This window comes from Pontibacter anaerobius, assembly GCF_026241195.1.
In the GTDB taxonomy this organism is placed as follows: domain Bacteria; phylum Bacteroidota; class Bacteroidia; order Cytophagales; family Hymenobacteraceae; genus Pontibacter; species Pontibacter anaerobius.
In genome coordinates this window covers 144,814-170,307 of sequence record NZ_JAPFQO010000012.1, presented here as the reverse complement: position 1 = coordinate 170,307, position 25,494 = coordinate 144,814, and the positions used below count along the sequence as shown (strand labels likewise).

20 protein-coding genes are annotated in these 25,494 nt (G+C 52.4%); 15 read left to right on the top strand and 5 right to left on the bottom strand.

What is annotated here, in order from left to right:
- Positions 1-6: 6 nt before the first annotated feature.
- The gene (locus OO017_RS17600) at positions 7-711 is read left to right on the top strand and encodes a hypothetical protein (protein ID WP_266054009.1); all 705 of its coding nucleotides are present in this window, start codon (positions 7-9) and stop codon (positions 709-711) included.
- Positions 712-798: 87 nt separating this feature from the next.
- Here OO017_RS17600 and OO017_RS17595 read toward each other — a convergent pair whose 3' ends face one another.
- The gene (locus OO017_RS17595) at positions 799-1,542 is read right to left on the bottom strand and encodes a phenylalanine 4-monooxygenase (protein ID WP_266054008.1); all 744 of its coding nucleotides are present in this window, start codon (positions 1,540-1,542) and stop codon (positions 799-801) included.
- An 848-nt stretch (positions 1,543-2,390) separates the two neighbouring features.
- Here OO017_RS17595 and OO017_RS17590 point away from each other — a divergent pair.
- Both OO017_RS17590 and OO017_RS17585 read left to right on the top strand, forming a co-directional pair.
- Positions 2,391-3,437, top strand: a complete 1,047-nt coding sequence (locus tag OO017_RS17590; RefSeq protein ID WP_266054007.1) for an alkaline phosphatase family protein — start codon at positions 2,391-2,393, stop codon at positions 3,435-3,437.
- Between the two features lie 110 nt (positions 3,438-3,547).
- Positions 3,548-4,663 carry a hypothetical protein gene (locus OO017_RS17585; RefSeq protein ID WP_266054006.1) on the top strand — a complete coding sequence of 372 codons (1,116 nt, stop codon included), beginning with the start codon at positions 3,548-3,550 and terminating at the stop codon, positions 4,661-4,663.
- A gap of 40 nt (positions 4,664-4,703) precedes the next feature.
- Here OO017_RS17585 and abc-f read toward each other — a convergent pair whose 3' ends face one another.
- The 3 genes from abc-f to OO017_RS17570 form a co-directional block, all read right to left on the bottom strand.
- Positions 4,704-6,593 carry a ribosomal protection-like ABC-F family protein gene (abc-f, locus tag OO017_RS17580; RefSeq protein ID WP_266054005.1) on the bottom strand — a complete coding sequence of 630 codons (1,890 nt, stop codon included), beginning with the start codon at positions 6,591-6,593 and terminating at the stop codon, positions 4,704-4,706.
- A gap of 114 nt (positions 6,594-6,707) precedes the next feature.
- Positions 6,708-7,097, bottom strand: a complete 390-nt coding sequence (locus tag OO017_RS17575; protein ID WP_266054004.1) for an SPW repeat protein — start codon at positions 7,095-7,097, stop codon at positions 6,708-6,710.
- Positions 7,098-7,186: 89 nt separating this feature from the next.
- A complete protein-coding gene (locus OO017_RS17570; protein ID WP_266054003.1) occupies positions 7,187-7,690 on the bottom strand; it encodes an RDD family protein in 504 nt (167 codons plus the stop codon).
- Positions 7,691-8,022: 332 nt separating this feature from the next.
- Between OO017_RS17570 and murI the strand changes: the two genes are divergently transcribed.
- From murI to OO017_RS17515, 11 genes are all read left to right on the top strand, one after another.
- Positions 8,023-8,838, top strand: coding sequence for a glutamate racemase (gene murI, locus OO017_RS17565; protein ID WP_266054002.1), 816 nt, complete (start codon positions 8,023-8,025; stop codon positions 8,836-8,838).
- 263 nt (positions 8,839-9,101) lie between these two features.
- Positions 9,102-10,205 (top strand): complex I subunit 1/NuoH family protein, encoded by a 1,104-nt coding sequence (locus OO017_RS17560; protein WP_266054001.1) that lies wholly within the window; start codon positions 9,102-9,104, stop codon positions 10,203-10,205.
- A 172-nt stretch (positions 10,206-10,377) separates the two neighbouring features.
- Positions 10,378-10,983 (top strand): 4Fe-4S binding protein, encoded by a 606-nt coding sequence (locus OO017_RS17555; RefSeq protein ID WP_266054000.1) that lies wholly within the window; start codon positions 10,378-10,380, stop codon positions 10,981-10,983.
- 239 nt (positions 10,984-11,222) lie between these two features.
- The gene (locus OO017_RS17550) at positions 11,223-11,651 is read left to right on the top strand and encodes a hypothetical protein (RefSeq protein ID WP_266053999.1); all 429 of its coding nucleotides are present in this window, start codon (positions 11,223-11,225) and stop codon (positions 11,649-11,651) included.
- Positions 11,652-11,655: 4 nt separating this feature from the next.
- Positions 11,656-12,168, top strand: a complete 513-nt coding sequence (locus OO017_RS17545; protein ID WP_266053998.1) for an NADH-quinone oxidoreductase subunit J family protein — start codon at positions 11,656-11,658, stop codon at positions 12,166-12,168.
- 2 nt (positions 12,169-12,170) lie between these two features.
- Complete coding sequence (gene nuoK, locus OO017_RS17540; protein WP_304608526.1) at positions 12,171-12,482, top strand: NADH-quinone oxidoreductase subunit NuoK; 312 nt, start codon at positions 12,171-12,173, stop codon at positions 12,480-12,482.
- Between the two features lie 5 nt (positions 12,483-12,487).
- Positions 12,488-13,288 carry a cation efflux transmembrane domain-containing protein gene (locus OO017_RS17535; protein WP_266053997.1) on the top strand — a complete coding sequence of 267 codons (801 nt, stop codon included), beginning with the start codon at positions 12,488-12,490 and terminating at the stop codon, positions 13,286-13,288.
- A gap of 121 nt (positions 13,289-13,409) precedes the next feature.
- Positions 13,410-15,572: an NADH-quinone oxidoreductase subunit L gene (nuoL, locus tag OO017_RS17530; protein ID WP_266053996.1), complete on the top strand. Its 2,163-nt coding sequence runs from the start codon at positions 13,410-13,412 to the stop codon at positions 15,570-15,572.
- A gap of 102 nt (positions 15,573-15,674) precedes the next feature.
- Positions 15,675-17,417: a complex I subunit 4 family protein gene (locus OO017_RS17525; protein WP_266053995.1), complete on the top strand. Its 1,743-nt coding sequence runs from the start codon at positions 15,675-15,677 to the stop codon at positions 17,415-17,417.
- Complete coding sequence (locus OO017_RS17520; protein WP_266053994.1) at positions 17,418-18,923, top strand: NADH-quinone oxidoreductase subunit N; 1,506 nt, start codon at positions 17,418-17,420, stop codon at positions 18,921-18,923.
- Positions 18,924-18,930: 7 nt separating this feature from the next.
- Positions 18,931-20,826 carry an amidophosphoribosyltransferase gene (locus OO017_RS17515; protein WP_266053993.1) on the top strand — a complete coding sequence of 632 codons (1,896 nt, stop codon included), beginning with the start codon at positions 18,931-18,933 and terminating at the stop codon, positions 20,824-20,826.
- A gap of 89 nt (positions 20,827-20,915) precedes the next feature.
- Here the strand turns inward: OO017_RS17515 and OO017_RS17510 are convergent, their stop codons facing one another.
- The gene (locus tag OO017_RS17510; protein WP_266053992.1) at positions 20,916-22,037 is read right to left on the bottom strand and encodes a BamA/TamA family outer membrane protein; all 1,122 of its coding nucleotides are present in this window, start codon (positions 22,035-22,037) and stop codon (positions 20,916-20,918) included.
- A 422-nt stretch (positions 22,038-22,459) separates the two neighbouring features.
- Between OO017_RS17510 and OO017_RS17505 the strand changes: the two genes are divergently transcribed.
- The gene (locus tag OO017_RS17505) at positions 22,460-25,486 is read left to right on the top strand and encodes an amidohydrolase family protein (RefSeq protein ID WP_266053991.1); all 3,027 of its coding nucleotides are present in this window, start codon (positions 22,460-22,462) and stop codon (positions 25,484-25,486) included.
- Positions 25,487-25,494: the final 8 nt, after the last annotated feature.

Genomic DNA, 25,494 nt, shown 5'->3' with positions numbered 1-25,494 from the left:
AATACTATGGAAGATAAAGAGGAAAATAAATTAGAGGATAGGTTAGATGATATAATTAATGGCCTGCATCACAAGTCTAAAACGAAGCAGGCGATTTACCGCAATACCAAGCACGCTTTTGAACGGCTCAAAGAGTTGTCGCAGGACTTGGTGGCAGAGCTGACCGAGCGTGTAACGCAGCAGGATGCGGATGTGTTGATTGAGTACCGCAACATCGGCGAGCATGAGTTTCAGATAAAGTTCTCCGGCGATCTGCTGGTTTTTGTGATGCACACCAACATCATCACTTTCCCGGATGATTACGAGATCATGCGAAACAACTATGTAGATGAGGACTTCAGGAGGCGGTTTTTCGGACACATCATGGCCTATAACTTTATGGCAGACACGATAAAGTATAACCGCCTCGACGACCCGGGCTACCTGATCGGGCGCATGCTCATCAACATCGAGGATCATTATTGCATAGAGGGCGTGAAGCAGCTGGACCTGCCGCAGGAGAAGATCAGTGATATAGCCAATAACGTGCTCAGCGACAGGGTGCTGCGAATTGTGGTAGAGAGCGCTATGATAGCCGCCGTGAACAACGACCTGATGGGGCAGGACGTGAGTGACATTGAGCGCATTACCCTCAAACAGAAACTGGAGAACATGCACCTCATCAAGCCGCGTAAACTAGGTTTCCAGATCAGCCCGGAGCTCACGCATTAAACTGATTCATACTTATAGACCTCAATAAAAACGGCCCGGGCATCACCCGGGCCGTTTTTCGTCAATCTTTAAACTAAAAACTCTTTTTTAAGCCACCGGCACAGGCTCCTCGCGCAGCTTCAGTATGGCTTCCTCTATCTGCGGCAGGCTCTCCAGCAGTTGCTCAAAGCTCTCGATGCAGAAGTACTGGCTCTGGAAGGTCTCCTTTATGTAGCCTGTGTCCAGGATGTGCTGCACGTCAAAATCATACTTTATACTTTGCTTCGACACCGACAACCTGCTCTCACCCACCGACGAAAGTATGCCAGCACCGTAGATGCGGGCCTCCTTGCCTGGCTTCCGGAACAGGCCAAACTCAATCGTGTACCAGTAGATGCGCGTCAGGCGGTCCACAATGTCGGGGCGGTCTACGTGCTGCAGTGCCATGGCCGATAGTTTAGCCAGAAACTCGCAGTACACCGGAATGGTAAGCAGCGGCACGTGGCCAAACACATCATGGAACATGTCGGGCTCCTCCAGGTAATCGAGCTGGTCCATTCTCCGGATCCATACCGTGGCCGGAAACTTCTTCTCCGCGATCAAGCCGAAGAACAGGGCATCGTCCACGATGCCTGGTGCGGCCACTACCTCAAAGCCGGTGAGGGGCTTCAGGCGCTTGTTTACCTCCTCAAAGTTAGGGATGCGGTCCGGCTGGAAATTCACCAGCTCCAGGCCCTTAAAAAATTCGGGTATGGCTTTGTCGGGCAGGTTCTCGATCTGGCGCTGGAAAAGTATGGCCCAAACGTTGTGGTTCTCTTCGGTGTAGGTGCTGTAGTTCTGTGTCAGGTTCATATTTTTATGGTTTGATATGTTGAGTTGGGTACAAAAAGAAAAAAGCAGGGGCTTGAGCCGCTGCTTTGGCAGGTTCACCGGTGGGAGGGCCTTTTGGCTTTACTCCCCGAGTCTAAAATGCTAGTTTTAGGTGATTGCCTTAGCTGCGGGTGCTGTAATAGCGATAATAATAGCTGTAATAGCTATACACGCTCAGGCAATAAGAATAGGCAATATACAGCAGCGCCATGCCAAGGGAATTTGGCAGAGAAAGTGATGTCGCTATGGCTGCTGGTTTATGCATGTGTTGTGTTAGGCTTGCAATAATGCAAAGTTCTGTATTAAACGCAAGAAGTAGGGCAAGGTTTTTTTATGGTGGGGAAGAAGTGCGAGCAACCTGACTGAACCATACCTAGCGTAAGTGTGTGCTTGTACGGGGCCATAATTTTTCAGATTCAACCTTGATCCATAAAGACTGTCTCCTTGAGGTTTGGGGTGTTTCATTCTGAAAGATGTAGCTATAGAATCTCTGTCAATCCGTTAAGAAACCTGGTCGAAAAAGAGGGCCCCTTCCTCCACGGGGTTAAACCTAACTCCTTACTACCAAGATTCTTTCAGGATGACAAAAAAGAGAGAATGAAACGTTCTAGAGGAGTGTAAAGCTACGGAACAGAATTAGGCTAATGCTCATGAATATGTGCAAAGTATAAATGCTTACGTAATTCTCCCTCAACCATGTTTACATCTGAATACTTATAACAATCGTATACAAAATTATACTTATAAGTGTGATAATGAGTGATATGGGTGCCAAAACAATTCCTGCGATCACAAAGAAATACGGCCGGTGGAGTAAAAAGCTCCTGGGGTTGCTGTTAATCCTTTTGGTTGCCTGCACAGCTCCGCCTTCCGGCACAAAACCGCTGAAAACGGAGCATGTGGTGATTGTGGTAATAGATGGCGTTAGGTGGTCCGAAACCTGGGGAGCCACGCCTGGGCTTATTCCCAATATGTCTGCCAATCTTATACAGAAGGGCCACTTCCTGCCAAAATTCTACAACTACGGGTATACCTATACGAACTCCGGCCACACGGCCATAACAACCGGTGTGAACCAACCTATCGATAACTACGGCGATGAGCTTCCGGCAAACCCTTCCATCTTCCAGTACTTCCTGAAGCAGACGGGCAAACCCGCTACCGCCGCCTGGATCGTTTCCAGCAAAGACAAGCTGCACATATTGGCCAACACCCAGCGGCCGGACTGGAAAGATGAATTTCTGCCATCTGTGAACGCAGGTGTAAATGGCCCTGGCACCGGCTACCGCATGGACTCGCTCACGCTGGTGGAGGCAAAAAGGATACTGACCACGCACAAGCCCAACCTGATGCTCATTAACTTTATGGAGCCGGATGGCTTTGCTCATGCGGGCAACTGGGAGAACTACCTCAGAGGCATTGCCAGGGACGACAGGTATGTGATGGAGCTTTGGGATTTCCTGAGCACAGACGAGGCCTTCAAGAAAAAAACGACATTGCTAGTTACCACAGACCACGGCCGGCACCTGGATGGAATCGATGGGGGCTGGGCCGAGCACGGCGACAACTGCCCTGGCTGTCAGCAGGTATTCCTGCTGGCCTTGGGCCCTGATTTCGGGCGGGGTGAGGTAGTGGCCGAATATTCGCTGATCGACCTGCCCCTTACTGTGGCGCGCTTGCTCAAAATCGAAATGGACTCCCTGGTGGTTGTGCCTCGCATAGATACAACCGTGGTAGCACTTGCTCCAGATACCACGCTGGCGGCATCGCAGCAAGACTCGGTGCAGGTACTGCCTCCTCAAGATTCCATCCGCTTAGAGATAAAAATGGACACCACCGTGCTGAAGGGCAGGGTTATAAAAGAGCTATTTAAGTAAGACTACCCTGTAAGTAGAATCTTCTTTTAGGTTGGCTATACTTCGTTCATCAAGATCCAGACTTGGCCAAAGGTACATATCCGGGGTATCATGATTAGCTATTAGCAGGTATGAAAACGTGGGTTCTGTATACTTTTATTCGCCTGTTGCTGCTCAGTTTGCCGTTGCAACTCTGGGCGCAGCCAGGTAAAAGTGTACTTTCCGCGCAGGCCGCGCCAGTTGCAGAAGCACGGCAAGACCTCGAGAACCCGCTGTTTCTGAGCGATGAGGTGCTGCACTTTAAGCTGGCGATGGATGTAAAGGAAGTGCTGAAAGACCGTGGCGATGAAAGGAAATCTCACCGGGCGGTAATAACCTATACAGATTCAGGTGGGGCCAAAGTGGAGGAGAAGCTGAAGGTAAGGGTACGGGGCAACCGCCGCCGAGACCCTTCCGTGTGCAACTTCCCGCCCATTCAGCTAAATTTTTCCCGCAAAACAGTAGAGGAAACCATTTTCGGAAAGGTGAACAAGCTTAAGATGGTCACCCACTGCCTCAACGATGAATATGTGCTGCGCGAGTACCTGGTGTACAAACTCTATAATGTTGTAACAGACACCAGCTACAGGGTAAGGCTCTGCCGGGTGCAGTACGAGGATCTGAAAGGCAAACGTAAAACCGTAACCCAATACGCTTTCCTGATAGAGGATGACGATATCATGGCGGGCCGGCACAATGCCACTGTTTTACCGGAAGCGCTTGTGGTACGGATGGACAGAGCCGCAACTATGCCGATGGCAAAGATGGCCTTTTTCCAGTTCATGATCGGCAACACAGACTGGTCGGTGCCCTACCGCCACAACATAGACCTGCTGATGATGAACCCAAACTCCCCGCCCGTACCCGTGCCCTTCGACTTTGATTATGCAGGCATCGTAAGCACACCTTATGCCTCGCCGCCGCCAGAGTTGGGTATCAGCACGGTAAGGCAGCGGCTGTTCAGGGGCTACAGCTACCCGGACAAAGTATACGTGCAGATGCGGGATTTCTATAACAAGCGCAAGAGCGCCATCTATAAAGTATACACAGATTTTAGCCAGCTGGACAGGAGGTACAGGAGGCAAACCCTGAAATACCTCGATCAGTTTTACGAGGTACTAAACGATCCGAAGGACTTTCATAACGCCTTTGTGCGACAGGGGCAGCAAAACGAACGGGCCAGTGTGGTGGTAAAAGGTTTGGATTGAAAAAGAATTCCCCTTCTGAACTCAGAAGGGGAATTATACTTTACATCAACTCGGCCAGCTCCAGCCAGCGGAATTCCTTCTCCTCCAGTTGCCCGTTTATACTTTCCAGCTCGGTAGCCCAGGCGGTAAGTTGCTCGTGGTCGGTGGTGGTGCCGGCGTTCATGATTTCGATCAGCTCAGTTTTTCGGCTCTCCAACTGCTCAATTTCTTTCTCCAGGCGCTCATACTCTTTTTTCTCGTTGTAGGTGGCCTTGCGCTTTTGTTCCGGATGCTCCGGCTTCTTCTCCGCAACAGGCGCCGGGGCGGCAGCTTTGGCCTCTTCCTGCTCCAGCTTGCCCTGTTTTTCCTGTTCTTTCAGCCACTCACGGTAGTCGGTGTAGTTGCCCGGGAAGTTGCGTATCCTGCCATCGCCCTCAAACACGAACAGGTGCTCCACCAGCCTGTCCATAAAGTAACGGTCGTGGCTCACGATGAGCAGACAGCCGCCGAAGTTCAGCAGGAAGTCCTCCAGAATGTTCAGCGTGATGATGTCCAGGTCGTTGGTTGGCTCATCGAGGATCAGGAAGTTCGGGTTCTTGATGAGCACGCGCAGCAGCTGCAGGCGGCGCTTCTCGCCACCGCTCAGCTTACTCACGAAGGTATACTGCTGCGGCGGCGCAAACTGGAAGTGCTGCAGAAATTGGCTGGCCGTGATCACCTCACCGTTGGCCATCTCCACCACCTCGGCAATCTCCTTTACGATGTCTATTACGCGTTGGTCTTCCCTAAACGTCAGCTCGTCCTGGGTATAATAACCGAAAACGGTGGTCTGGCCAGCTTCTATCACACCCGCGTCCGGCTGCAGTTTGCCTGTGAGCATGTTCAGGAACGTGGATTTGCCTGCTCCGTTCGGGCCTACAATGCCAATGCGATCCTTCTTTTTGAACACATAGCTGAAGTCATCAACGATCTTCTTCTGCCCAAAGGATTTCGAGATGTGGTCCACTTCGATGATCTTGCCACCCTGGCGCGTGGTTTTTACCGACAGCTCCAGCTGCGGCGCGGCGGTTTTCTTGGCGGCTTTCTCCTTCAGTTCCTCAAAGGCGTCCACTCTATACTTGGCCTTGGTACCACGGGCCTTCGGTTGCCGACGTATCCAGTCCAGTTCTTTGCGCATCAGGTTGCGGGCCTTCTCGGTTTCGGCGGCGGCAGACAGCTCACGCTCGGCCTTCTTCTCCAGGAAGTAGCTGTAGTTGCCTTTGTAAGTATAAATCTCGCCGTTGTCGAGCTCGGCAATCTCGTTGGCCACCTTGTCCAGGAAATAGCGGTCGTGGGTCACCATCAGCAGGGTAGTGTTCTGCGTACTCAGCATCCCCTCCAGCCACTCAATGGTATCCAGGTCGAGGTGGTTGGTAGGCTCATCCAGTATCAGCATCTCCGGCTCCTCTATCAGCACACGAGCCATGGCCACACGCTTGCGCTGGCCCCCGGAAAGGCTCTTGATCTGCACATCCAGGTTGTTGATGCCCAGTTTGGAGAGGATCTGCTTCACCTTCACCTCAAAGTCCCAGGCCTGCAGCTCGTCCATGCGCTCCATCAGTTGCTGCATTTTCTCAGCTCCGGTGCTAGGGTTAGCGATGGCGGCCTCGTAGTCTTTTATCAGTTGCAGTGTCTCGTTCTGCATCGAGAAGATGGTCTGCTGCACGGTTAGCTCCTCGTCGAACTCCGGGTTCTGGCCCAGGTAACCGATGCTTACCTCTTTGCGCACGCTCACGCTTCCCTCGTCGGGCGGCAGTTTGCCTGCCAGGATGTTGAGCAGGGTAGTTTTGCCGGAGCCGTTTACGCCCACCAGCACCACGCGCTGCCCCTGGCTGATGCCAAAGTTAAGGTTCTTGAAAAGCCAGCGGTCGCCGAAGCTCTTGGATATATTCTCTGCTGATAGATAATTCATACTACAAAGTTAGCGATGTGCCGACACAAAAGATAATGCCGCCAGCATAAAACAGGCAAGTATAAAAAAGGCCGGCCTTATGGGGCCAGCCTTTCTGCTACGTTTAAAGTTTGTTTAGTGCATGGTTTCCTGTGTGGCATGCCGTGTGCGGTAAGACTCGCTTGGCCTGCGGTGTGTGGTGAGCGACGCAAGTATGGCAAATATACCACCAACCAGGTGCGGCATAAACACACGGTCCGCAAAATTAAACAGCCATGGAGAGAGCGCCAGGATCACACCAAGTCCAAAATCCACCATCAGGTGCGACTGCATCGGTATCTTATGGATAAGGCCTACCTCAAAATCGGTGAAGATGGTTTGAAGCAGTACCAGGATACCTGCTATCACGATGGTCCAGGTTGCCCAGCTAACTTCTGAGAAGCCGAACAGCCAGGGGGCAGCTATAAAAACCAGCCCCACCACGTAGTCTAACGCCCCATGGAAGCGGGTCGGAATAAATCTCATAGTAATCCTCCTTTCGTAAATGGTTTATAGCCTATTATACGATGCCGGAGGTGTAAGTATAAATATGAGTGCAATTTTTAAGTGAACGTTTACTCATTCACGACCAAAGCACGGGCCAGGTAATCATGCAGCATCTGGTGCCGGCGCGAGTTTACCATCAGCACAAAGCCAAGCCCGAGCGGAAGAAGCGAGAGCAGCTTTGAGAAGTAACGCAGGTTTGCCTGTGCAAAACTGATGGGTTTACCGCGCAGGTCGGTTACCCGCAGGCCAAGGGTAAACTTACCAATGGTGGCCTGCTTGTTAGACGACTCTAGGAAAGTATAGTAAGCCCAATGAATTATTGGGAAGAAAGGGTTCAGGAATACCATTTTACCCACAGTCATCAGTTCAGCAAGGTTTATGCTGTCATCTACCATTTTATCCCATGAGTAAACATGCGACTGCGACCCATTCAGTCCGTAAACTATGAAAGTGTAGAAAAATACCAGCAGGGTGGTGTCTACCAGAAATGATACAAATCTGGCAGAAAGAGTGCCGTATAAGGCAGAGCGTTTCACCGTAGGGGCAGGCGATAGTGTAAACGTGCTTTGCATGGGCTTACAGGGTGTATGGTTTCCGTTGTGACCAGTTTCGCCGGTCGTTTATTTCCGTTTCTCCCTTATAGTGGAGGGACACCTTTGGCAAGGTTAGCGATCGGAGAAGAAAGCTAAGTGTGGCGTAGATGCTGCTAAAATAGCAATTTGGTGTTAAATGGCAAATGGTTTGTATATTTTTTATTTGTTAAGAAGCATCATGTAAATTATCTTTTCGCTAATATAACTTTTTGCAGTAAGTATAAATTCTAAAAGGTTACAAAACCTTGTGAACGTATTAATTTTATGGGTGAACGAAAGCTTTGCCTGGGTTTTAACTAAATTCGCTCTTCATGAACCAGGAAAAGAAAGACAGGCCGATCGGTATTTTTGATAGCGGGATAGGCGGACTAACTGTAGCTCAGGCTATTATAAATGTATTGCCAAACGAGCGTATTATTTATTTTGGAGATACGGCCCACCTGCCTTACGGCGATAAGTCAACGGCGGCCATACAGGCCTATGCCGTTAAGATCTGTGACCTGCTGATTCGGCAGCAGTGCAAGGTTATTCTTATCGCCTGCAACTCGGCCTCGGCGGCGGCTTACGAACTGGTGAAGGAGTATGTGGGCAGCAAGGCCAAAGTACTCAATGTCATCGACCCGATCGTGCAGTACATCGGTCAGACCTACCCGGACAAGACCATCGGCCTGATAGGTACGAAGCAAACCGTGAACTCCAATGTGTACCGCAAAAAGGTGGATGAACTGGGCAAGAACATCGAGCTGAAGTCGCTGGCCACGCCGCTGCTGGCCGCCATGATAGAGGAGGGGTTCTTTAACGATTCCATCTCTGAGAGCGTGATACATGCCTACCTTTCGGACCCGCACCTGCAGGACATCGAGGCGCTTATACTTGGCTGCACGCATTACCCGCTCATTAAAAAGCAAATTGAGAATTACTACAAAGGCGAAGTAGATGTGCTGGACGCCAGCCAGATTGTGGCACAGCAGGTGAAAGACTACCTGGAGCAGAATAGCCTCGCCGCTGAAAGCTTAAAGGGCGATCACCATTTCTACGTATCCGACTTTACCCGCTCCTTCGAGGAAAGCACCCGCATTTTCTTCAAGCGCAAAGTGCACCTGGAGCATTTCCCGCTGTGGGAGTGATTGGAAGTTAGAGAGTTAGAAAGTTATAGGGTGAAGGTTTTTGTTTGGACGGACAGGGTTTCTGTCCGGGCGACAAGGCTGGCAAAAAGCTCAGGAGGGTGGCACAGCTTCATTTAAAAACCTCAAGGAATCTGGCAGACATGCGAGCGCCTGGACAGAAACCCTGTCCATCCAATCATCCTGCAAATCCTGATTCGGACAATTTCCGTACCTTCGGGTTTCCGAATTAACCCTTACCTTTGTCGAGATAAAATTAAACGCCTATGCTTGCTTTTCTGCTGACTTTGGGGGCTCTGTTGGGAGTGGTAATTGTGCTGGCTTACGCCGAGCGCAAGGTGGCCGCTTTTATGCAGGACCGCGTAGGACCCACAGAGGCGGGGCCGCAGGGTTCGCTGCAGGCTGTGGCCGACGTGCTGAAGCTGCTGCAGAAAGAAGACATTGTGCCCGCTGCTGCCGATAAAAGCCTTTTCAAGCTGGCTCCCATCCTTATTTTCGCCGCCGTATTCGCTGGTTTCGCTGTTGTACCCTTTGCCCCGAACCTGATTCCTGCGGGCATCGGCATCGGGGTGTTTTACCTGCTGGCCATCGTGTCGTTGGATGTGGTGGGGCTGCTGATGGCGGGCTGGGGCTCCAATAACAAATATGCCATGCTAGGTGCCATGCGCTCGGTGGCCCAGATCGTATCGTATGAAATACCGGCGGGGCTGGCTATACTTTCCGTGGTGATGATCACGCAGTCGCTGGACTTTCAGGAGATCAGCTATCAACAGGGCGCTTTGATGAACCAGTTTCCGGGCTTGGAGTACGAGATGAACTGGCTATTCGGCATTGAGGCGCTGGGCATCAATACCACCACCATTGGCGGCATCACTACCTGGAACATTTTCCGGGCACCTATACTTTTAGTGAGCTTCGTGATCTACTTCATCGCCTCGCTGGCCGAGAGCAACCGCGCCCCTTTCGATATTCCGGAGGCGGAGTCGGAGCTGGTGGCGGGTTTTCACGTAGAATACTCGGGTTTCCGGTTTGCGGTGCTGTTCCTGGCCGAGTATAGTATGATGGTGCTGGTTTGCCTGGTGGCGGTTGTGCTGTTCCTGGGTAGCTGGAATACACCTTTGCCGAACATCGGCCCTGTGGCACTGGCTTACTGGACCTCCGGCACAGTTGGGGAGGTATCAGGTATACTTTGGGGGATTTTCTGGCTCGTGAGCAAGACATTTATACTTTTGTTTCTGCAGCTGCAGCTCCGCTGGACGTACCCGCGCCTGCGCGTGGACCAGCTTATGCACCTGTGCTGGAAAGTGCTGACGCCGGTTGCTTTGGCCGTTGTTTTAATAGCAGGCATCTGGCGGTTGTTGATGGTGTAGTTAGTTATAAATTAAAGCAGGTGCTGCCGCAAGTTTAGCGACAGCGTAACTTGCGGTGGTCTTCGAAACAAGTTTTAACTTGTATTACGATAGTAAAAAGTATGATTTCGCAAGTTGAAAACTTGCCTCATGCAATGCCACAAGATGAAATCTTGCGGTAGAGAACTAAAAAATGGAAAGAACTGCCATAAAAAAACATACAGGTTTCTGGTACGTCGTTAAGTCGCTGCTGAGCGGGCTGAGCCTGACCTGGAAACACTTTAAGAACGCCCGCAACCGCCGCACGCCGGAGTATGTAACGGACGAGAACTACTTTAAGCAGGCCGACGGACAGGTGACACTGAAGTACCCGTACGAGGCTATACCTGTGCCCGATAACGGCCGCTACCGTCTGCACAACGAGATAGACGACTGCATTGTCTGCGACCTCTGCGCCAAGATCTGCCCCGTCAACTGCATCACCATCGAGTCGGTGAAGGCCACGGAAGATATTGGGATGACATCAGATGGCACCAAAAAGCGCCTCTACGCGCCGGTGTTCGACATCGACATGGCCAAGTGCTGCTACTGCGGCCTCTGCACCACAGTTTGCCCTACCGACTGCCTCACCATGACGCCGGTGTATGATTTCCCGGAAGTAGACATCAAGAACATGGTCTACCACTTTACGGACCTCACGCCGGAGCAGGCCGAGGAGAAGAAACAGCTGTTTGCCAAGCAGCAGGAAGAAATGGCAGCTGCCAAAGCGGCAGTGCTGGCGGCCAGGAAGAAAGCTTAACTGTGAATAGGATGGAAGATATAAACCAAAATAGGAGTACTGATATTGCGAAAACAGTAAAGGTTATACTATCTGTTTTGGTTATAGTCTTAGGCTGCTTTTTCCTGGGGTATGGCTACGGTACAAAGCTGGGGCACCCGATCTCTACCGTTCTCTTTTTTGAAGGACTGATTTTATCCTTGGCAGGGATTATAGGTGTCATTCTAAGCGCTAAAGCGAAAAAGTAACATAATCCACGCATGAGGCAAGTTGTTGGAAACCTTCAGATTGTAATTTTTTATGCACTAGGCGCTATTTTTATTTTGTTTGCTCTTAGTTACGGATGGGATGAGCTTGAAGATAATACAGGTTACCAGTACATAATTGCCGTTTTTTTTGGCGTATCTGTTGTTTGGCTGCTGTTAGAATTGTTTAGATTCATTAACAATGCAACCACCCTTTCTGGTATGTATCCTGTGCTGATTAACCTAGTTGGCTTAGGTTTATGTGTGGGGTATTTGATGAATGTGGAAGAAGGACGAGCGAAACCAGTTATGGCACAGCCTAGTGATGTGGATACGGTCACTATTTCGGGCGATACGCTTCTGGCTATCCAAAAAGGCGATACGATTTTTTATAAAATTGGAAATAGAGTGCTAATCGACAAAAAGGACGCACTACAAAGATAAACGCATGCTTTTCTACATCTTCGCCATACTTGCTGTGCTTTCCGGTGCCTACATGGTGCTGACGCGCAACCTGCTGTATGCGGGTTTCTCGCTGCTGATCACCTTGCTAAGTATAGCCGGCATCTACGTGCTGCTGTTTGCCGATTTTATCGCCGTGACGCAGCTGATGGTGTACGTGGGCGGGGTGCTGGTACTGCTGCTGTTCGGTATCATGCTCAGCAGCCGCGTGCACGATAAATCGGTGCTGTCAGAGAACGTGAACACGGTGTGGGGTACGCTGGTGGCCGGATTTATACTTGTCGGGCTGAGCTATACCATACTTAAAGCCAACATTAGTACGCTCCCGTGGCTGCAGACGACGGAGCTGGATGTGCTGGGCAACCAGAAAAGCACCGTGCAAAGTATAGGCATCAAGCTGATGACGGATGTAGTGGTGCCGTTTGAGCTGGCCTCGCTGCTGCTGCTCATTGCCCTGATGGGGGCCGCCTACATCGCCACCGATAAACAGAAAGTATAAGTATGGAACAGATTCCGTTAGAGCATATTTTACTCCTGAGCGCCGCGCTTTTCAGTATCGGGGTGCTTGCCGTTATCTCCAAGCGCCATGCGGTGGTGGTGCTGATGGGCATTGAGTTGATCTTTAACGCCGCCAACCTGAACCTGGTGGCCTTTAGCCGGCATGACCCGCAACTGCTGCAAGGGCAGCTATTCTCTCTTTTTGTGATACTGGTAGCCGCCGCCGAAGCGGCTGTGGCGCTGGCCATTGTGCTGCGCGTGTACCAGTACTTTAAAACCGCCAACCTGAACCAAATAGTCACTCCGGAAAAATAAAGAATATGGTCCATAAATCGACTTTCAGGGTTTCAAAAATGGACTGCCCCTCAGAAGAGCAGATGATCCGGATGAAGCTGGAGGGCGATGAGACCATCAAGCGATTGGATTTCGATATTCCGAAGAGGCAAGTCACTGTCTTTCACTCCGGAGAGGCCGGTCCTATAGCAGGAACCATCAATGAGCTGAAACTGGAGGCAACTTTACTCTCTTCGGAAGAAGCGGAAGCAACAGCAGCAGCTCCACAACCTGCAGCTGAGCGAAAACTGCTGTGGGTCGTGCTACTTATCAACTTCGGTTTCTTTGTGCTGGAGATAATTACCGGCTTCCTCTCCAGGTCTATGGGACTGGTGGCCGACTCACTGGACATGCTGGCCGACGCGTTTGTGTATGGCATGGCGCTGTTCGCGGTAGGAGGGGCCGCCAGCCGGAAAAAAAGCATCGCAAAAACCAGCGGCTACCTGCAGCTCGGTTTAGCCATACTTGGTTTTGCGGAGGTCATCCGGAGGTTTCTCGGCTTGGAGGCCACGCCTGTGTTCCAGACCATGATCATCGTTTCTTTCCTGGCGCTGCTGGGTAATGCTGCCTCACTTTACGTGCTGCAGAAATCAAAGAGCAAGGAAGCCCACATGCAGGCCAGCGTTATCTTTACCTCCAACGACGTGATCGCGAACATCGGCGTGATCGTGGCCGGAGCGCTGGTGTACTTTACAGGCTCCAGGATTCCAGACCTGGTAATCGGGGGCATTGTATTTCTGCTGGTGGCAAGGGGCGCTTTCCGTATCCTGAGCCTTTCTAAAAAGTAAGGAAGCCCTTTCTGCTATATAGAGTTAAAGATTAGCTATTAAGAGAAGCTCTTTCTCCTTAACTTTGCCCGCTGTTAGCTGGCCCGGCCACGCATATCAGAAACCAAACCAGAAGTATACCTTGGAGCTATCCGAACTCTTGAAGCCTTTGGCAGCCACACCTCAAACCACAGCCGCTCTGGTTGTGCTGTTGCTGCCGCTGCTGGGTTTCCTGGTACTGGCATTGGTTGGCAAGCGCCTGCCCCGCCAAGGCGACTGGCTGGCAACTGGTTTAACTGCAGTAGCATTTATACTTTCCGGGTGGCTGTTTACGCAAGTATGGAACTCGGCCACCTTCCACAGCCGTACCACCTGGTTTAGTTTGCCGGGTAACTCCCTCACCGATTTCACGGCCGGTATCCTGCTCGATAACCTCACCGTGCTGATGCTGGTGATCGTTACCTTCATCTCCCTGCTGGTGCAGCTGTTCTCGGTAGGCTACATGCATGGCGACAAAGGCTACAGCCGCTACTTTGCTTTCCTGGGGCTGTTTACCTTTAGCATGCTGGGGATAGTGCTGGTGGATAACCTGTTGCTGCTGTTTATGTTCTGGGAACTGGTGGGCCTGTCATCTTACCTGCTCATCGGCTTCTGGTTCCAAAAACCGGCGGCGGTGGCGGCCAATAAAAAGGCATTTCTCATTAACCGCATTGGTGATGTCGGGCTCCTGCTCGGGCTGTTCGCCTTCTATACCTACTTCCGCACCTTTGACCTGGAGGCGCTGCGTACCCTGATCGGGAGCGGCAACTGGCAGGGCGGCAATTTTATTGCTACCTATACTTTAAATGGCCAGAACTGGCTGGTAGAGCTGGGGCCGGTGTTCCTGACAGTGGCGGGGCTGGGGCTGTTTATGGGCTGCGTGGGCAAGTCGGCGCAGTTTCCGCTGCAGGTGTGGTTACCCGATGCCATGCAGGGGCCAACGCCCGTGTCGGCGCTGATTCACGCGGCAACCATGGTGGCGGCTGGTGTGTACCTGGTGGCCCGCTGCTATGCCTTCTTCACACCGGAGGCTCTGATAATTATCGCCGTTGTCGGTGCGGTCACTGCTCTGATCGGGGCCTTGGTGGCGCTCACGCAGTATGACATCAAAGCCGTGCTGGCTTTCTCTACGATCTCACAATTAGGCTATATGGTGATGGGTATGGGCGTAGGCGCACACGATGCGGCGCTGTTCCACCTGTCCACGCACGCTTTCTTTAAGGCGGCTCTGTTCCTGAATTCCGGCATCATTATCCACGCCATGCACCGTGGGTTGCACTGCCATCACCTGGACCACGATGCCCAGGATATCCGAAACATGGGTGGCCTGCGCAGGGCCATGCCGCTCACTTTCTATACTTATGTAATAGCCACAGCCGCGCTGGTGGGCCTGCCGTTGTTCTCAGGGTTCCTTTCCAAGGACGCCATACTTTCCGGTAGCTGGGCCTGGGCGCAGACCATGGGGGGCGGTTTATACTTTGCGGTGCCGATTGTCGGGTTTATGGTGGTGCTGCTCACGGCTTTTTACATGGCCCGGCACATGTGGTTCATCTTCTTCGGCGGGTTCAGGGCACCGTTTGCGGTGCAGGATGTGCGGCTGAAGGCTGGGCAGGAGGTGGAGCGCGTGATGGCGCTGCCGGTAATTATCCTTGCTATACTTTCGCTGGGCATCTTTTTCTCGCTCAACCCCCTGAGCTTCGGCAGCAGCTGGCTTATGCAGGGCATCAGCATAGGCAAATTATCCACCTCCTATATACTTTCCGATGAGCTGGTGCAGGCGGTGAAACTGCAGGATGCGGCCAATAGTACCTTGCACATCGTCTTCGGAGTACTGTCTACCTTGCTGGGCGCGGCAGGCATCAGCTGGGCCATCCTGAAGTATAGAAACAAAGCTAGGGAACAGCTGCAGCAGGAGGAACCGCAGGGCAGACTGGCGCGGCTCTCGCAGCGGCACTTTGGCCTGAACGAGTTTTACGACAGAACCTTTGTGCAGCCAACACTGGCATTAAGCCACCAGCTTTACCGCATCGACATAAAGATCATTGATTATACTTTAAACAACGGCAGCAAAGCACTTGTGATCCTTGCGAAGGTGGTAGCCTGGGTAGACCGCTGGGTAGTGGACGGCCTGGTTTGGCTGGCAGGGGCGCTGTCGAAGGTGCTGGGGCGTGTGGGCCGCGGGCTGCAGAATGGTAAGGTGCAGAGCTATTACGCTTACTCCCTGTTCGGATTTATTTTGCTGTTGCTATATATCATCCTGTTTTAATTTACCTTTGGGTTCAGGATTTACAGGTTAAAAGGATTGGCAGGATTTATATCCGGGCTGGTAAAACAATCAGCAATTAACAATCAACAATAAACAGAGTTGATGGATTTTATACTTAGTAGCCTCATTTTTACACCCTTGCTGGCAGCGCTTGTTGTGCTGCTGTTGCCGGTGCACCTGCAGAAGCCGATAAAGGCCGTAACGCTGCTGGGTGCGCTGGTGCAGATGGGGCTGTCCATACTTTTATACTTCCGGTTTGATGGCTCGGCCTTTGCCAACGGGCAGCAGGGCTACCAGTTTGTGGAGAAACTCAACTGGATCGGCTTCTCGCTCGGCAACTTGGGCCGCTTCCAGATCGACTACTTTGTGGGCGTGGATGGCGTGAGCATCAGCATGGTGCTGCTCACCGGCATCGTGGGCGTGATCGGCGTGATCTCTTCCTGGACCATCACCAAAAACGTAAAGGGATATTTCCTGCTCTACCTGCTGCTGCTCACCAGCGTAATGGGCTGTTTCCTGGCCCTCGACTTCTTCCTGTTCTACCTTTTCTTTGAGTTTATGCTCCTCCCGATGTACTTCCTCATCGGCATCTGGGGCGGACCGAAGCGCGAATACGCCTCCATCAAGTTCTTCATTTATACCTTGGTGGGCTCGCTGTTTATACTTTTGGTGATGATCGGACTGTACACTTCGGTGATTGACCCGCAGGCGACGGCGATGCAGATGGGGCTGCTGGAGCAGGGCAAGGCGGCCGGTACAGAGGTACTGACGCAGGTGCAGCAGATGTTGCAGCGCAACCAAATCAGCAACTACAACCTGGTGCGCACCTTCAGCATTCCGGCCATGATGGAACCTGCCAACTTTATCCCGAACAGCCTGCTGCACGTGCTTTCGGGAACTATACTTTGGGATTTGCCGCTGCGCTTTATCGCGTTCCTGCTGCTGTTTGCCGGCTTTGCAATAAAGGTGCCGTCGGTGCCGGTGCATACCTGGCTGCCCGATGCGCACGTGGAGGCTCCGACACCGATTTCGGTGCTGCTGGCGGCTATTCTCTTGAAAGTGGGCGGTTACGGGCTGATTCGCATTGTGTACCCGATCTTCCCGGATGCCGGGGCATACTTTGCCGTGCTGGTGGGTGGCCTAGGCGTGCTCTCTATCATATATGGGGCGATGAATGCGCTGGCCATGAAAGACCTGAAAAAGCTGATCGCCTATTCCTCGGTTTCGCATATGGGTTTTGTGCTGCTGGGGCTGGCCTCGCTTACGGTGGAGGGCGTGAACGGCGCCATCTACATGATGTTCAGCCACGGCATTATCTCGGCCATGCTCTTCCTGGTAGTAGGCGTTATTTACGACCGCGCCCACGACCGCATGATCCATAACTTCAGAGGCCTGGCGAACACCATGCCGGCCTATACTGCGTTTGTGGTGATCGCCTTCTTTGCCTCGCTGGGGATGCCGGGCTTCTCCGGGTTTATCTCGGAGCTGCTGGTGCTGGTGGGCGGCTTTGGTGCGCCGGAGGCAACCGGTTTGCTGCCGCGCTGGCTCACGGTGGTGGCGGTGTTTGGCCTGCTGCTGAGTGCGGCTTACTACCTCTGGACGCTACAACGCATGTTCTTCGGCAAGTTCTGGATCTTCCCGGAGCTGCGCGAGCATGCCAGCATCACCGACCTGAACACAAGAGAGTACCTGATGCTGGTGCCGCTGGCGGTGCTGGCGCTGTTGTTCGGTATTTTTCCGCACCTGCTCCTTGATAAGATCAGCCTCACGGTGAACGGCTTCACGGAAATGGTGCTGCTGCGCGGGCAGGAGCAACTGGGTTTAATTTTTTCAACACTCAAATAGGTGAACGAACAGGCAGTATACTTATCTGATAAGCTGAATGCCATACTTGCCGGGGCAGGGTCACTGCTGCCCGAGCTGGTGCTGGTGCTGTTTTTCCTGCTGCTCGTCACGCTCGATCTTTTCAAAGCCAAAAGTATAAAAAGGCTATTGCCCTGGCTGGCGCTTACTGGTATGTTCTGGGTATTGGTGCTGCAGGTACTGGGCGGTTATACTTCCGGCGACGAGCCTTTCCTGAACCTATTGCTCTCGGACGGATTAGCGCGCTTCGGAGGCATCCTTTTCAGTGCGGCGGGTATTTTCACGGTGCTGCTGTCGCTGCAGCTGAAGCGGCTGGAGAAGCTGCAGGAGGGCAGGGGGGAGTTCTATGCACTGGTGTTGATCCTGGTGCTGGGCCTCAACCTGATGGCCAAATCGGTAAACCTGCTGATGGTGTTCCTCGCCATCGAGACAGTTTCCATTGCTTCCTATATCCTCACGCTTACCTTTAAAACCGAAAAACGCGCCGTGGAAGCCGGCCTGAAGTATGTGCTGTACGGCGCCCTCTCAGCGGGTGTGATGTTGTACGGGATGTCGTTTTTCTATGGCCTCACAGGCACGCTGAATTTTAGTTCTGAAAACTTCGTGATGGGCCTGCTGCAGGCAGATGGCTTGCTGGTAACGGTGGCGGCTATACTTATACTTGCCGGCTTTTTCTTCAAAATCTCTGCCGCGCCTTTCCATTTCTGGGCCCCAGATGTGTACCAGGGGGCACCGATGCCGGTGGTGGCGCTGTTCTCCACAGGGCCGAAGATGGCGGGCATCCTGGTTATACTTCGGTTCATCAATAATTTTACGGATGCCACTGCCTTTGCCGATGTGCAGCTGCTGCTGGGTGTGGCGGCTATCGCCACGCTGGTAGTTGGTAACTTCACGGCCCTGTGGCAACGCACACCGCGCAGGCTGCTGGCCTACTCCTCGGTGTCGCATGCCGGTTTTTTGCTGACGGCGCTGCTGGCCTTTGGCACGAGTTATACTTCAGGGGTATTGTTTTACCTCACGGTACTGCTGTTCATGAACTTCGGCATTTTCCTGCTGTTGCAGGTGGCCGAGGAAAAGAATGGGGTACAGACGCTGGAGGATTTTTCCGGGCTGGGTCGTTTGCAGCCATACTTCGGCGTGATGGCTATACTTTACCTGCTCTCACTCACGGGCCTGCCACCCTTGGCCGGTTTTATGGGAAAGCTGCTGATTTTTAGCAATGTGTGGGAGGCGTATACGTTAGGCGGAAACAACATGCTGCTGGTCCTGTTAGTAACCGGAATTCTGCTGACGGGGGTAGCGCTCTTCTATTATATCAAGATACCATACTACCTTTTCTTCAAAAGGAATCAATCTAGAGAAAATTTAGTTATTTCACCGTCAGAAAAACTGTTGCTGGCGCTGTTCGCCCTGCCGCTGTTGGTCCTGTTCTTTAAACCCGACCTGCTGCTACGCTGGATAGAGCAATTGCTGGCCCAGACACTATAAAGCACTCATGAGCGACGCAATTAAGCACGAATGTGGTATAGCCCTGATCAGGCTCCGGAAACCAATCTCATACTACGCCGAAAAGTATGGCACCCCGATGTATGGCGTCAACAAGCTGTACCTGCTGATGCAGAAGCAGCACAACCGCGGCCAGGACGGTGCGGGTGTTGCCAGCATCAAGATCAACGCCCTGCCCGGCATCGATTACATCAGCCGTTTCCGCTCCGTAAAGACCCGCGCAATCGATAGCATCTTTGGCAAGATAGGGAAGGAGTATAAGCAACTGCAGGAGCAGTACGCCGGCAGGGCCGAAGATGTGGAATGGGTGTGGGAGAACCTGCCTTTCCTGGGCGATGTGTACCTGGGCCACCTGCGCTACGGTACGCACGGTGTAAACAGCGTGGATAACTGCCACCCGATGGTGCGTGATAATAACTGGCGCAGCCGCTCCCTGGCCGTGGCCGGTAACTTCAACATGACCAACGTGGACGAGCAGTTCGAGAAACTGCTGGAACTGGGGCAGCACCCGAAGCATAAAACCGACACCACCACTGTACTGGAAAAGATCGGCCACTTCCTGGATGAGGAGAACCAGCGCCTGTTCGATTATTATAAGGAGGGCGATTACACCAACAAAGAGATCACCCAGTTGATAGAGCAGAACCTGGACCTGCAGCGTGTACTCAAGCGCGCTGCCAGGGATTTTGACGGGGGCTATGCCATGGCCGGCCTCACTGGTTTCGGATCCTCTTTCGTGATGCGCGACCCGAACGGTATCCGCCCTGCCTATTATTATATTGATGACGAGGTGGTGGTGATCGCCTCCGAAAAGCCTGCCATTAAAACAGCCTTCGGTATTGAATACAGCGAGATAAAGGAGATTGCCCCTGGCCATGCCCTAATCGTGGACAAAGCCGGTAACCCGGAACTGAAGGAGGTGGTGGAGCCACGCGAGAAACTATCGTGCAGCTTCGAGCGCATCTACTTCTCCCGTGGCAACGACCCGGAAATCTATACCGAGCGCAAGAACATGGGCAAACTGCTGTGCCCGCAGATCCTGGAGGCCGTTAACTACGACCTGAAGAACACGGTGTTCTCCTACATCCCGAACACGGCCGAAACCTCCTGGCTGGGTATGATGAAGGGAATTGAGAACTACCTGCGCGACTACCGCAAAAAAGCCATACTTAACCAGGACCTGAGCGAGGAGCAGCTCGATGAGATCCTGCAGTTTAAGCCGCGTGCCGAGAAGCTGGTAATCAAAGACGCCAAGCTGCGCACCTTTATCACCGACAACGAAAGCCGCGACGACCTGGTAACGCACGTTTACGACACTACGTACGAGGTAGTGAAGAAAGGCGTGGATACGGTTGTGGTGCTGGATGACTCGATTGTGCGTGGTACTACGCTGGAGAAGAGTATCATCAAAATGCTGGACAAGCTGGAGCCGAAGAAGATCATCATCGTGTCCTGCGCCCCGCAGATCCGCTACCCGGACTGCTATGGCATTGACATGTCCCGAATGAAGGAATTTGTGGCTTTCAGAGCGCTGCTCGGCCTGCTCAAGGATACCGGCCAGGCAGACAAACTGCAGGCGACCTATAACAAGTGCCTTGCCGCAGCCGGCACACCGGCCTTCAAAGAGACGAACTTTGTGCAGGAGCTGTACGACCTGTTCACTCACAACGAGTTGTCTGATAAGGTAGCCGAGATTGTGAAAGCGCCGGACGTGAATGCAGAGGTTCAGGTGATTTACCAGACCATCGAGGACCTGCACCAGGCCTGTCCGAACCATAAAGGCGACTGGTACTTTACCGGCAACTACCCAACTCCGGGCGGTACAGGCGTGGTAAACCGCGCCTTCATGAACTTCGTGGAGAACAAGTCTGGAAGAGCTTACTAAGAAATATAAAGTATAAAATCATACTTGTGGCCGGCCGCTGTACCTTGTGCAGCGGCCGGTTTTTTTATGGCTTATAAGTATGGCGCTGGTTAAAAAGCCTCGCCAATCACCACATAAAAGTTACTGCCTTCGCGTCCGTAGCCTACGTCCACCCGAACATTCAGCTTCTGCTCTTTGCTCAGGGCGTAGCGTAGCCCCGAACCCACAGAGTACTTCAGCTTTGAAAAGCTTACCTCAGAAGTATGATTGAACACGTCTCCTATGCCTGTAAAGGCGGCAAGGCCAAAACGCCGGTATAACGGAAAGCGGTACTCCAGTTGCGCACCGGCAAAGTTATCCGCAAGAAAACGGTTCCTGGCGTACCCGCGCAGGATTCTGTCGCCTCCCGCAGGCGCTAAGCGCATGAGAGGAACCTCGCCATTGTTCAGGTTGAAGACAGTGTTGAAGGCTAAAACCCGCCCCGCCCGCAGGGCTTTATACTTACTAAAGCTCAGGTTATAATTCTGATAGTCAAAATCGCCTCCGAACATTTTTCCGAAATGATAGGCCGACGCCTCCAAAAGCATCCCGCTGCTTGCAAAAGCGGTGTTATCGCGGGTATCAATCAGGAACACAAGCCCGGCGCCACTGTTCAGGCCACCCTGGTAGCCGGGTATCTGCTGAGACTGGAGCAGGCTTTCGCGGTCCTCGTTGATCGAATCGTAACTAAGATTGTAATAGTTGGTCAGCTGGTAATCGAGGCCCACGAATACTTGGTTCCCCAGGTTGCGAAGCCCCCCGAAGCGCATGCCCACCAGCGAGTAGTCATACTTGCCCTCGTCTTCCAGTTCGGTGTCGTTGCCAATGCCATAGAACCTGTCGGTGTAAATCCGGTGCCGCAGCTCACCACGCAGTAAGAATTTCTCATCCCGGGTAAATCCGTTCCACTCCAGTTGCTGGTCCGTCTGTTTGTTAAGGGTATAGTCTACCAAGACACGTGCCGTGGAAAGGCGGGTGTAGGTGGTGTCGGTTTTGCTTTTAAGGCGGAGATAGCCTATCACGGCGGCGCCCATGCCCAGCCGGGTATCCGGGGTATAGTATAACACCGGTATAGGGATGAACCCTTTTATACTTGCCGGCAGTGAGGTGGTGTCGGAGGCAGTTGACGCCATGCCCCTGTTACAGAAACTCCAGCAGCTTACCAGCAGCAGGAGATAAAGTGTCTTTTTCATAAAAGTAGTGCTGATAAGTTAATAATGAAGTATGCAACATGTTGTTGGTCAGTATGTAAGGGTGCTGATTTAAATTGCGGATGCTTAATATACATGATTCTTAAAATAGAAACCAAAGGCTGGAAGCGGACTGATAAAATATGGTGTAACACCAGATGCTAAGGTCTGCATTGAGGGTAACGGGCTAACTAATAATCGCATGCTGTTACCTGCGGATTTCCAAATCCGTGCTCCTACAGCTACGGGGCTATGCGCCTGCGCCGGACTAGCCGAAAACTTCTCTACTGAATTAAACTTTTAGCATCAGCTGCAGTCAAAGTTCACAATTTAGCATCTGCAATAGATAGTTTTTTATCTCCCTGATGCTTAACTTGATAACCGAAACTTGTCTAAACCTTAATCTATCACCCACAATCTACAGCATGAAGAAAATTCTAACCATTGCAGCCTGCCTTGCTTTTAGCGCAGGTGGTGTAATGGCGCAGGAGACTTTTCCGCGCAACGGCGTGTACGACGAACGCGCCGGACTCGTGGCCTTCACCAACGCCACCGTTCACACCGATTATAAAACAGCCATTCCGAACGCCACGCTCATTATCCGTAATGGCAAAGTGGAAGCCGTGGGTGCCAACCTGAAAGTGCCTGCCGGAGCTGTGGTAATGGATGCCAAGGGCAAGCATATCTACCCGGGTTTGGTGGATATGTTCAGCGACTATGGCCTGCCGGAAATAAAAATAGAGCGCCGCAACTGGCGTGCTGCCCCACAAATGGAGTCTACCAGAGAGGGTGCCTACAACTGGAATGAGGCCATCCGTCCGGAGACAGACGCGGTGGAGTTGTTTAAGGTGGATGCCAGGAAAGCCGCAGAGATGCGTAAGCAGGGCTTCGGTACGGTGCTGGCCGTGCACCGTGATGGCATTGCCCGCGGAACAGCCGCACTGGTAACACTGGCTGAAAAGCGTGAGAATGAAGTCGTACTGAAAGATAAAGCCGCTGGCGCGTTATCGTTTGAGAAAGGCTCCTCAAAGCAGGATTACCCGAACTCGCTGATGGGCTCTGTGGCTCTGCTGCGCCAGACGTACCTGGATGCCCAGTGGAACGCACGGAATCCGCAGAAAGAGCAGAACATCTCCCTGACAGCCTTTGCACAGGCCAACAACTATCCGCAGATTTTTGAGGCGGATAACAAGCTGAACGTACTCCGTGCCGATAAAGTAGGGGACGAGTTTGGGAAGCAGTATATCATGAAAGGTGCCGGCGACGAGTACCAGATGCTGCCGCAGATCAAGGCGACCAACGCCCCGATCATCCTGTCGCTGGACTTCCCGAAGGCTTATAACGTGGAAGATCCGTTTGATGCGCGCCGCGTGTCCTTAGAAGACATGAAGCACTGGGAAATGGCCCCTGCCAATGCGGCCCTGCTGCAGAAGGCGGGCGTCACCATCGCTTTTACCGCGCATGATCTGAAAGATAAAAAAGACTTCCTGCCGAACCTGCGCAAGGCCGTAAAGTATGGCCTGAGCGAGGAGGAGGCCCTGAAAGCTCTGACAGCTACACCAGCCAAGCTTCTGAAAGCCGATAACCAGGTAGGTAGCCTGAGCAAAGGCATGCTGGCCAATTTCATCATCACTACCGACAACCTGTTCTCAGAAGATGGGCTTATACTTGAGAACTGGGTGCAGGGCGAGCAGTATAAACTGTCTGACGTGCCAGCTGACTACCGCGGTGTTTATACTTTAAAGTTAGGCAATGACACAGGCCGTAAGCTGCTGATCTCGGGCACAGCCGAGAAGCCGGAGCTGCAGGTAATCGCCAAGGATACAGTAAAAGGCAACATCAACTTTAACGGTAGCCTGGTTACCATTTCTTTTACCGAGAGCAAAGACAGCAAACAAAGCATCCGACTGAGCGGCTGGGTAGCCGACAAGAACCTGCAGGGCGAAGGCCAGTTGCCAAACGCGTCTTCTGTGAAATGGACTGCTGCTTACTCAGAGGCGATGACTGAGAAGGAGAAGAAAGACCGTGCGAAGAAAGAGGAGGAGAATGCCGTTATCGGCAGCATGATCTACCCGTTCCAGGCTTATGGACAGCCGGAACTGCCTAAGCAGGAAACTATACTTATCAAGAACGCCACTGTTTGGACAAACGAGAAAGAGGGTAAGCTGGAGAACGCAGATGTGTTGCTGAAGAATGGCAAAATAGCCAAGGTAGGTAAAAACCTGAGCGAGTCTGGCGCCAAAGTGATAGACGGTACAGGCAAGCATGTTACGCCTGGTATTATCGACGAGCACTCGCACATTGCGCTGGATGGCGTAAACGAAGGCACACAGTCTGTAACCTCTGAAGTGCGCATGGCCGATGTGGTGGATCCGGAAGATATTAATATTTACCGCCAGCTAGCTGGTGGCGTTACCACATCGCAGCTACTGCACGGTTCTGCCAACCCGATCGGTGGGCAGTCTGCTATCGTGAAGCTGCGTTGGGGCAAGAGCGCTGATGAGATGCTGGTAGAAAACGCTGACGGCTACATCAAGTTTGCACTGGGTGAGAACGTGAAGCAGTCGAACTGGGGCAGCACACAGACCATCCGTTTCCCGCAGTCCAGAATGGGTGTGGAGCAGGTGTTTGTAGATGCCTTCCAGCGTGCTAAAGAGTATGAGCAGGCCCATAAGAACTACAACAAACTGAGCAAGCGCGAGAAATCCAAGACCCCGGCCCCACGTCGTGACCTGGAATTAGATGCATTGGTGGAGATCCTGAACGAGAAGCGCTTTATCACCTGCCACTCTTATGTGCAGTCTGAGATCAACATGCTGATGAACGTTGCTGATGAGATGGGCTTTAAGGTGAACACCTTCACACACATCCTGGAAGGCTACAAAGTGGCCGATAAGATGAAGGCGCATGGTGTAGGGGGCTCTACCTTCGCCGACTGGTGGGCTTATAAAATGGAGGTAAAAGATGCGATTCCGCAGAACGCCGGCATTATGAACCAGATGGGCATCGTTACCGCTATCAACTCTGACGACGCCGAGATGGCCCGCCGCCTGAACCAGGAAGCAGCCAAAAGTGTGAAGTATACCGGCATGAGTGAAGAAGACGCCCTGAAAATGGTGACCCTGAACCCAGCCAAACTCCTGCACCTCGACAACAGAATGGGTAGCCTGAAAGCAGGCAAAGACGCTGACGTGGTGCTGTGGAACGAGCATCCGCTTTCTATCTATGCCAAGCCGCTGAAGACCTTTGTGGACGGCGTGGCTTACTACGATGTGGAGCGTGACGAGCAGCTGCGCGAGGAGCTGGAGCAGGAGCGTATGCGCCTGGTGCAGAAAATGCTGACTGAGAAGTCCGGTGGCGCTAAAATACAGGCTCCTAGAAGCAAGAAGGCGCACGTGGTGCACTGCGAAGATGTGGAGCACAACGAGGAGGAATCATACTTTGCTTACTAATTTAAACT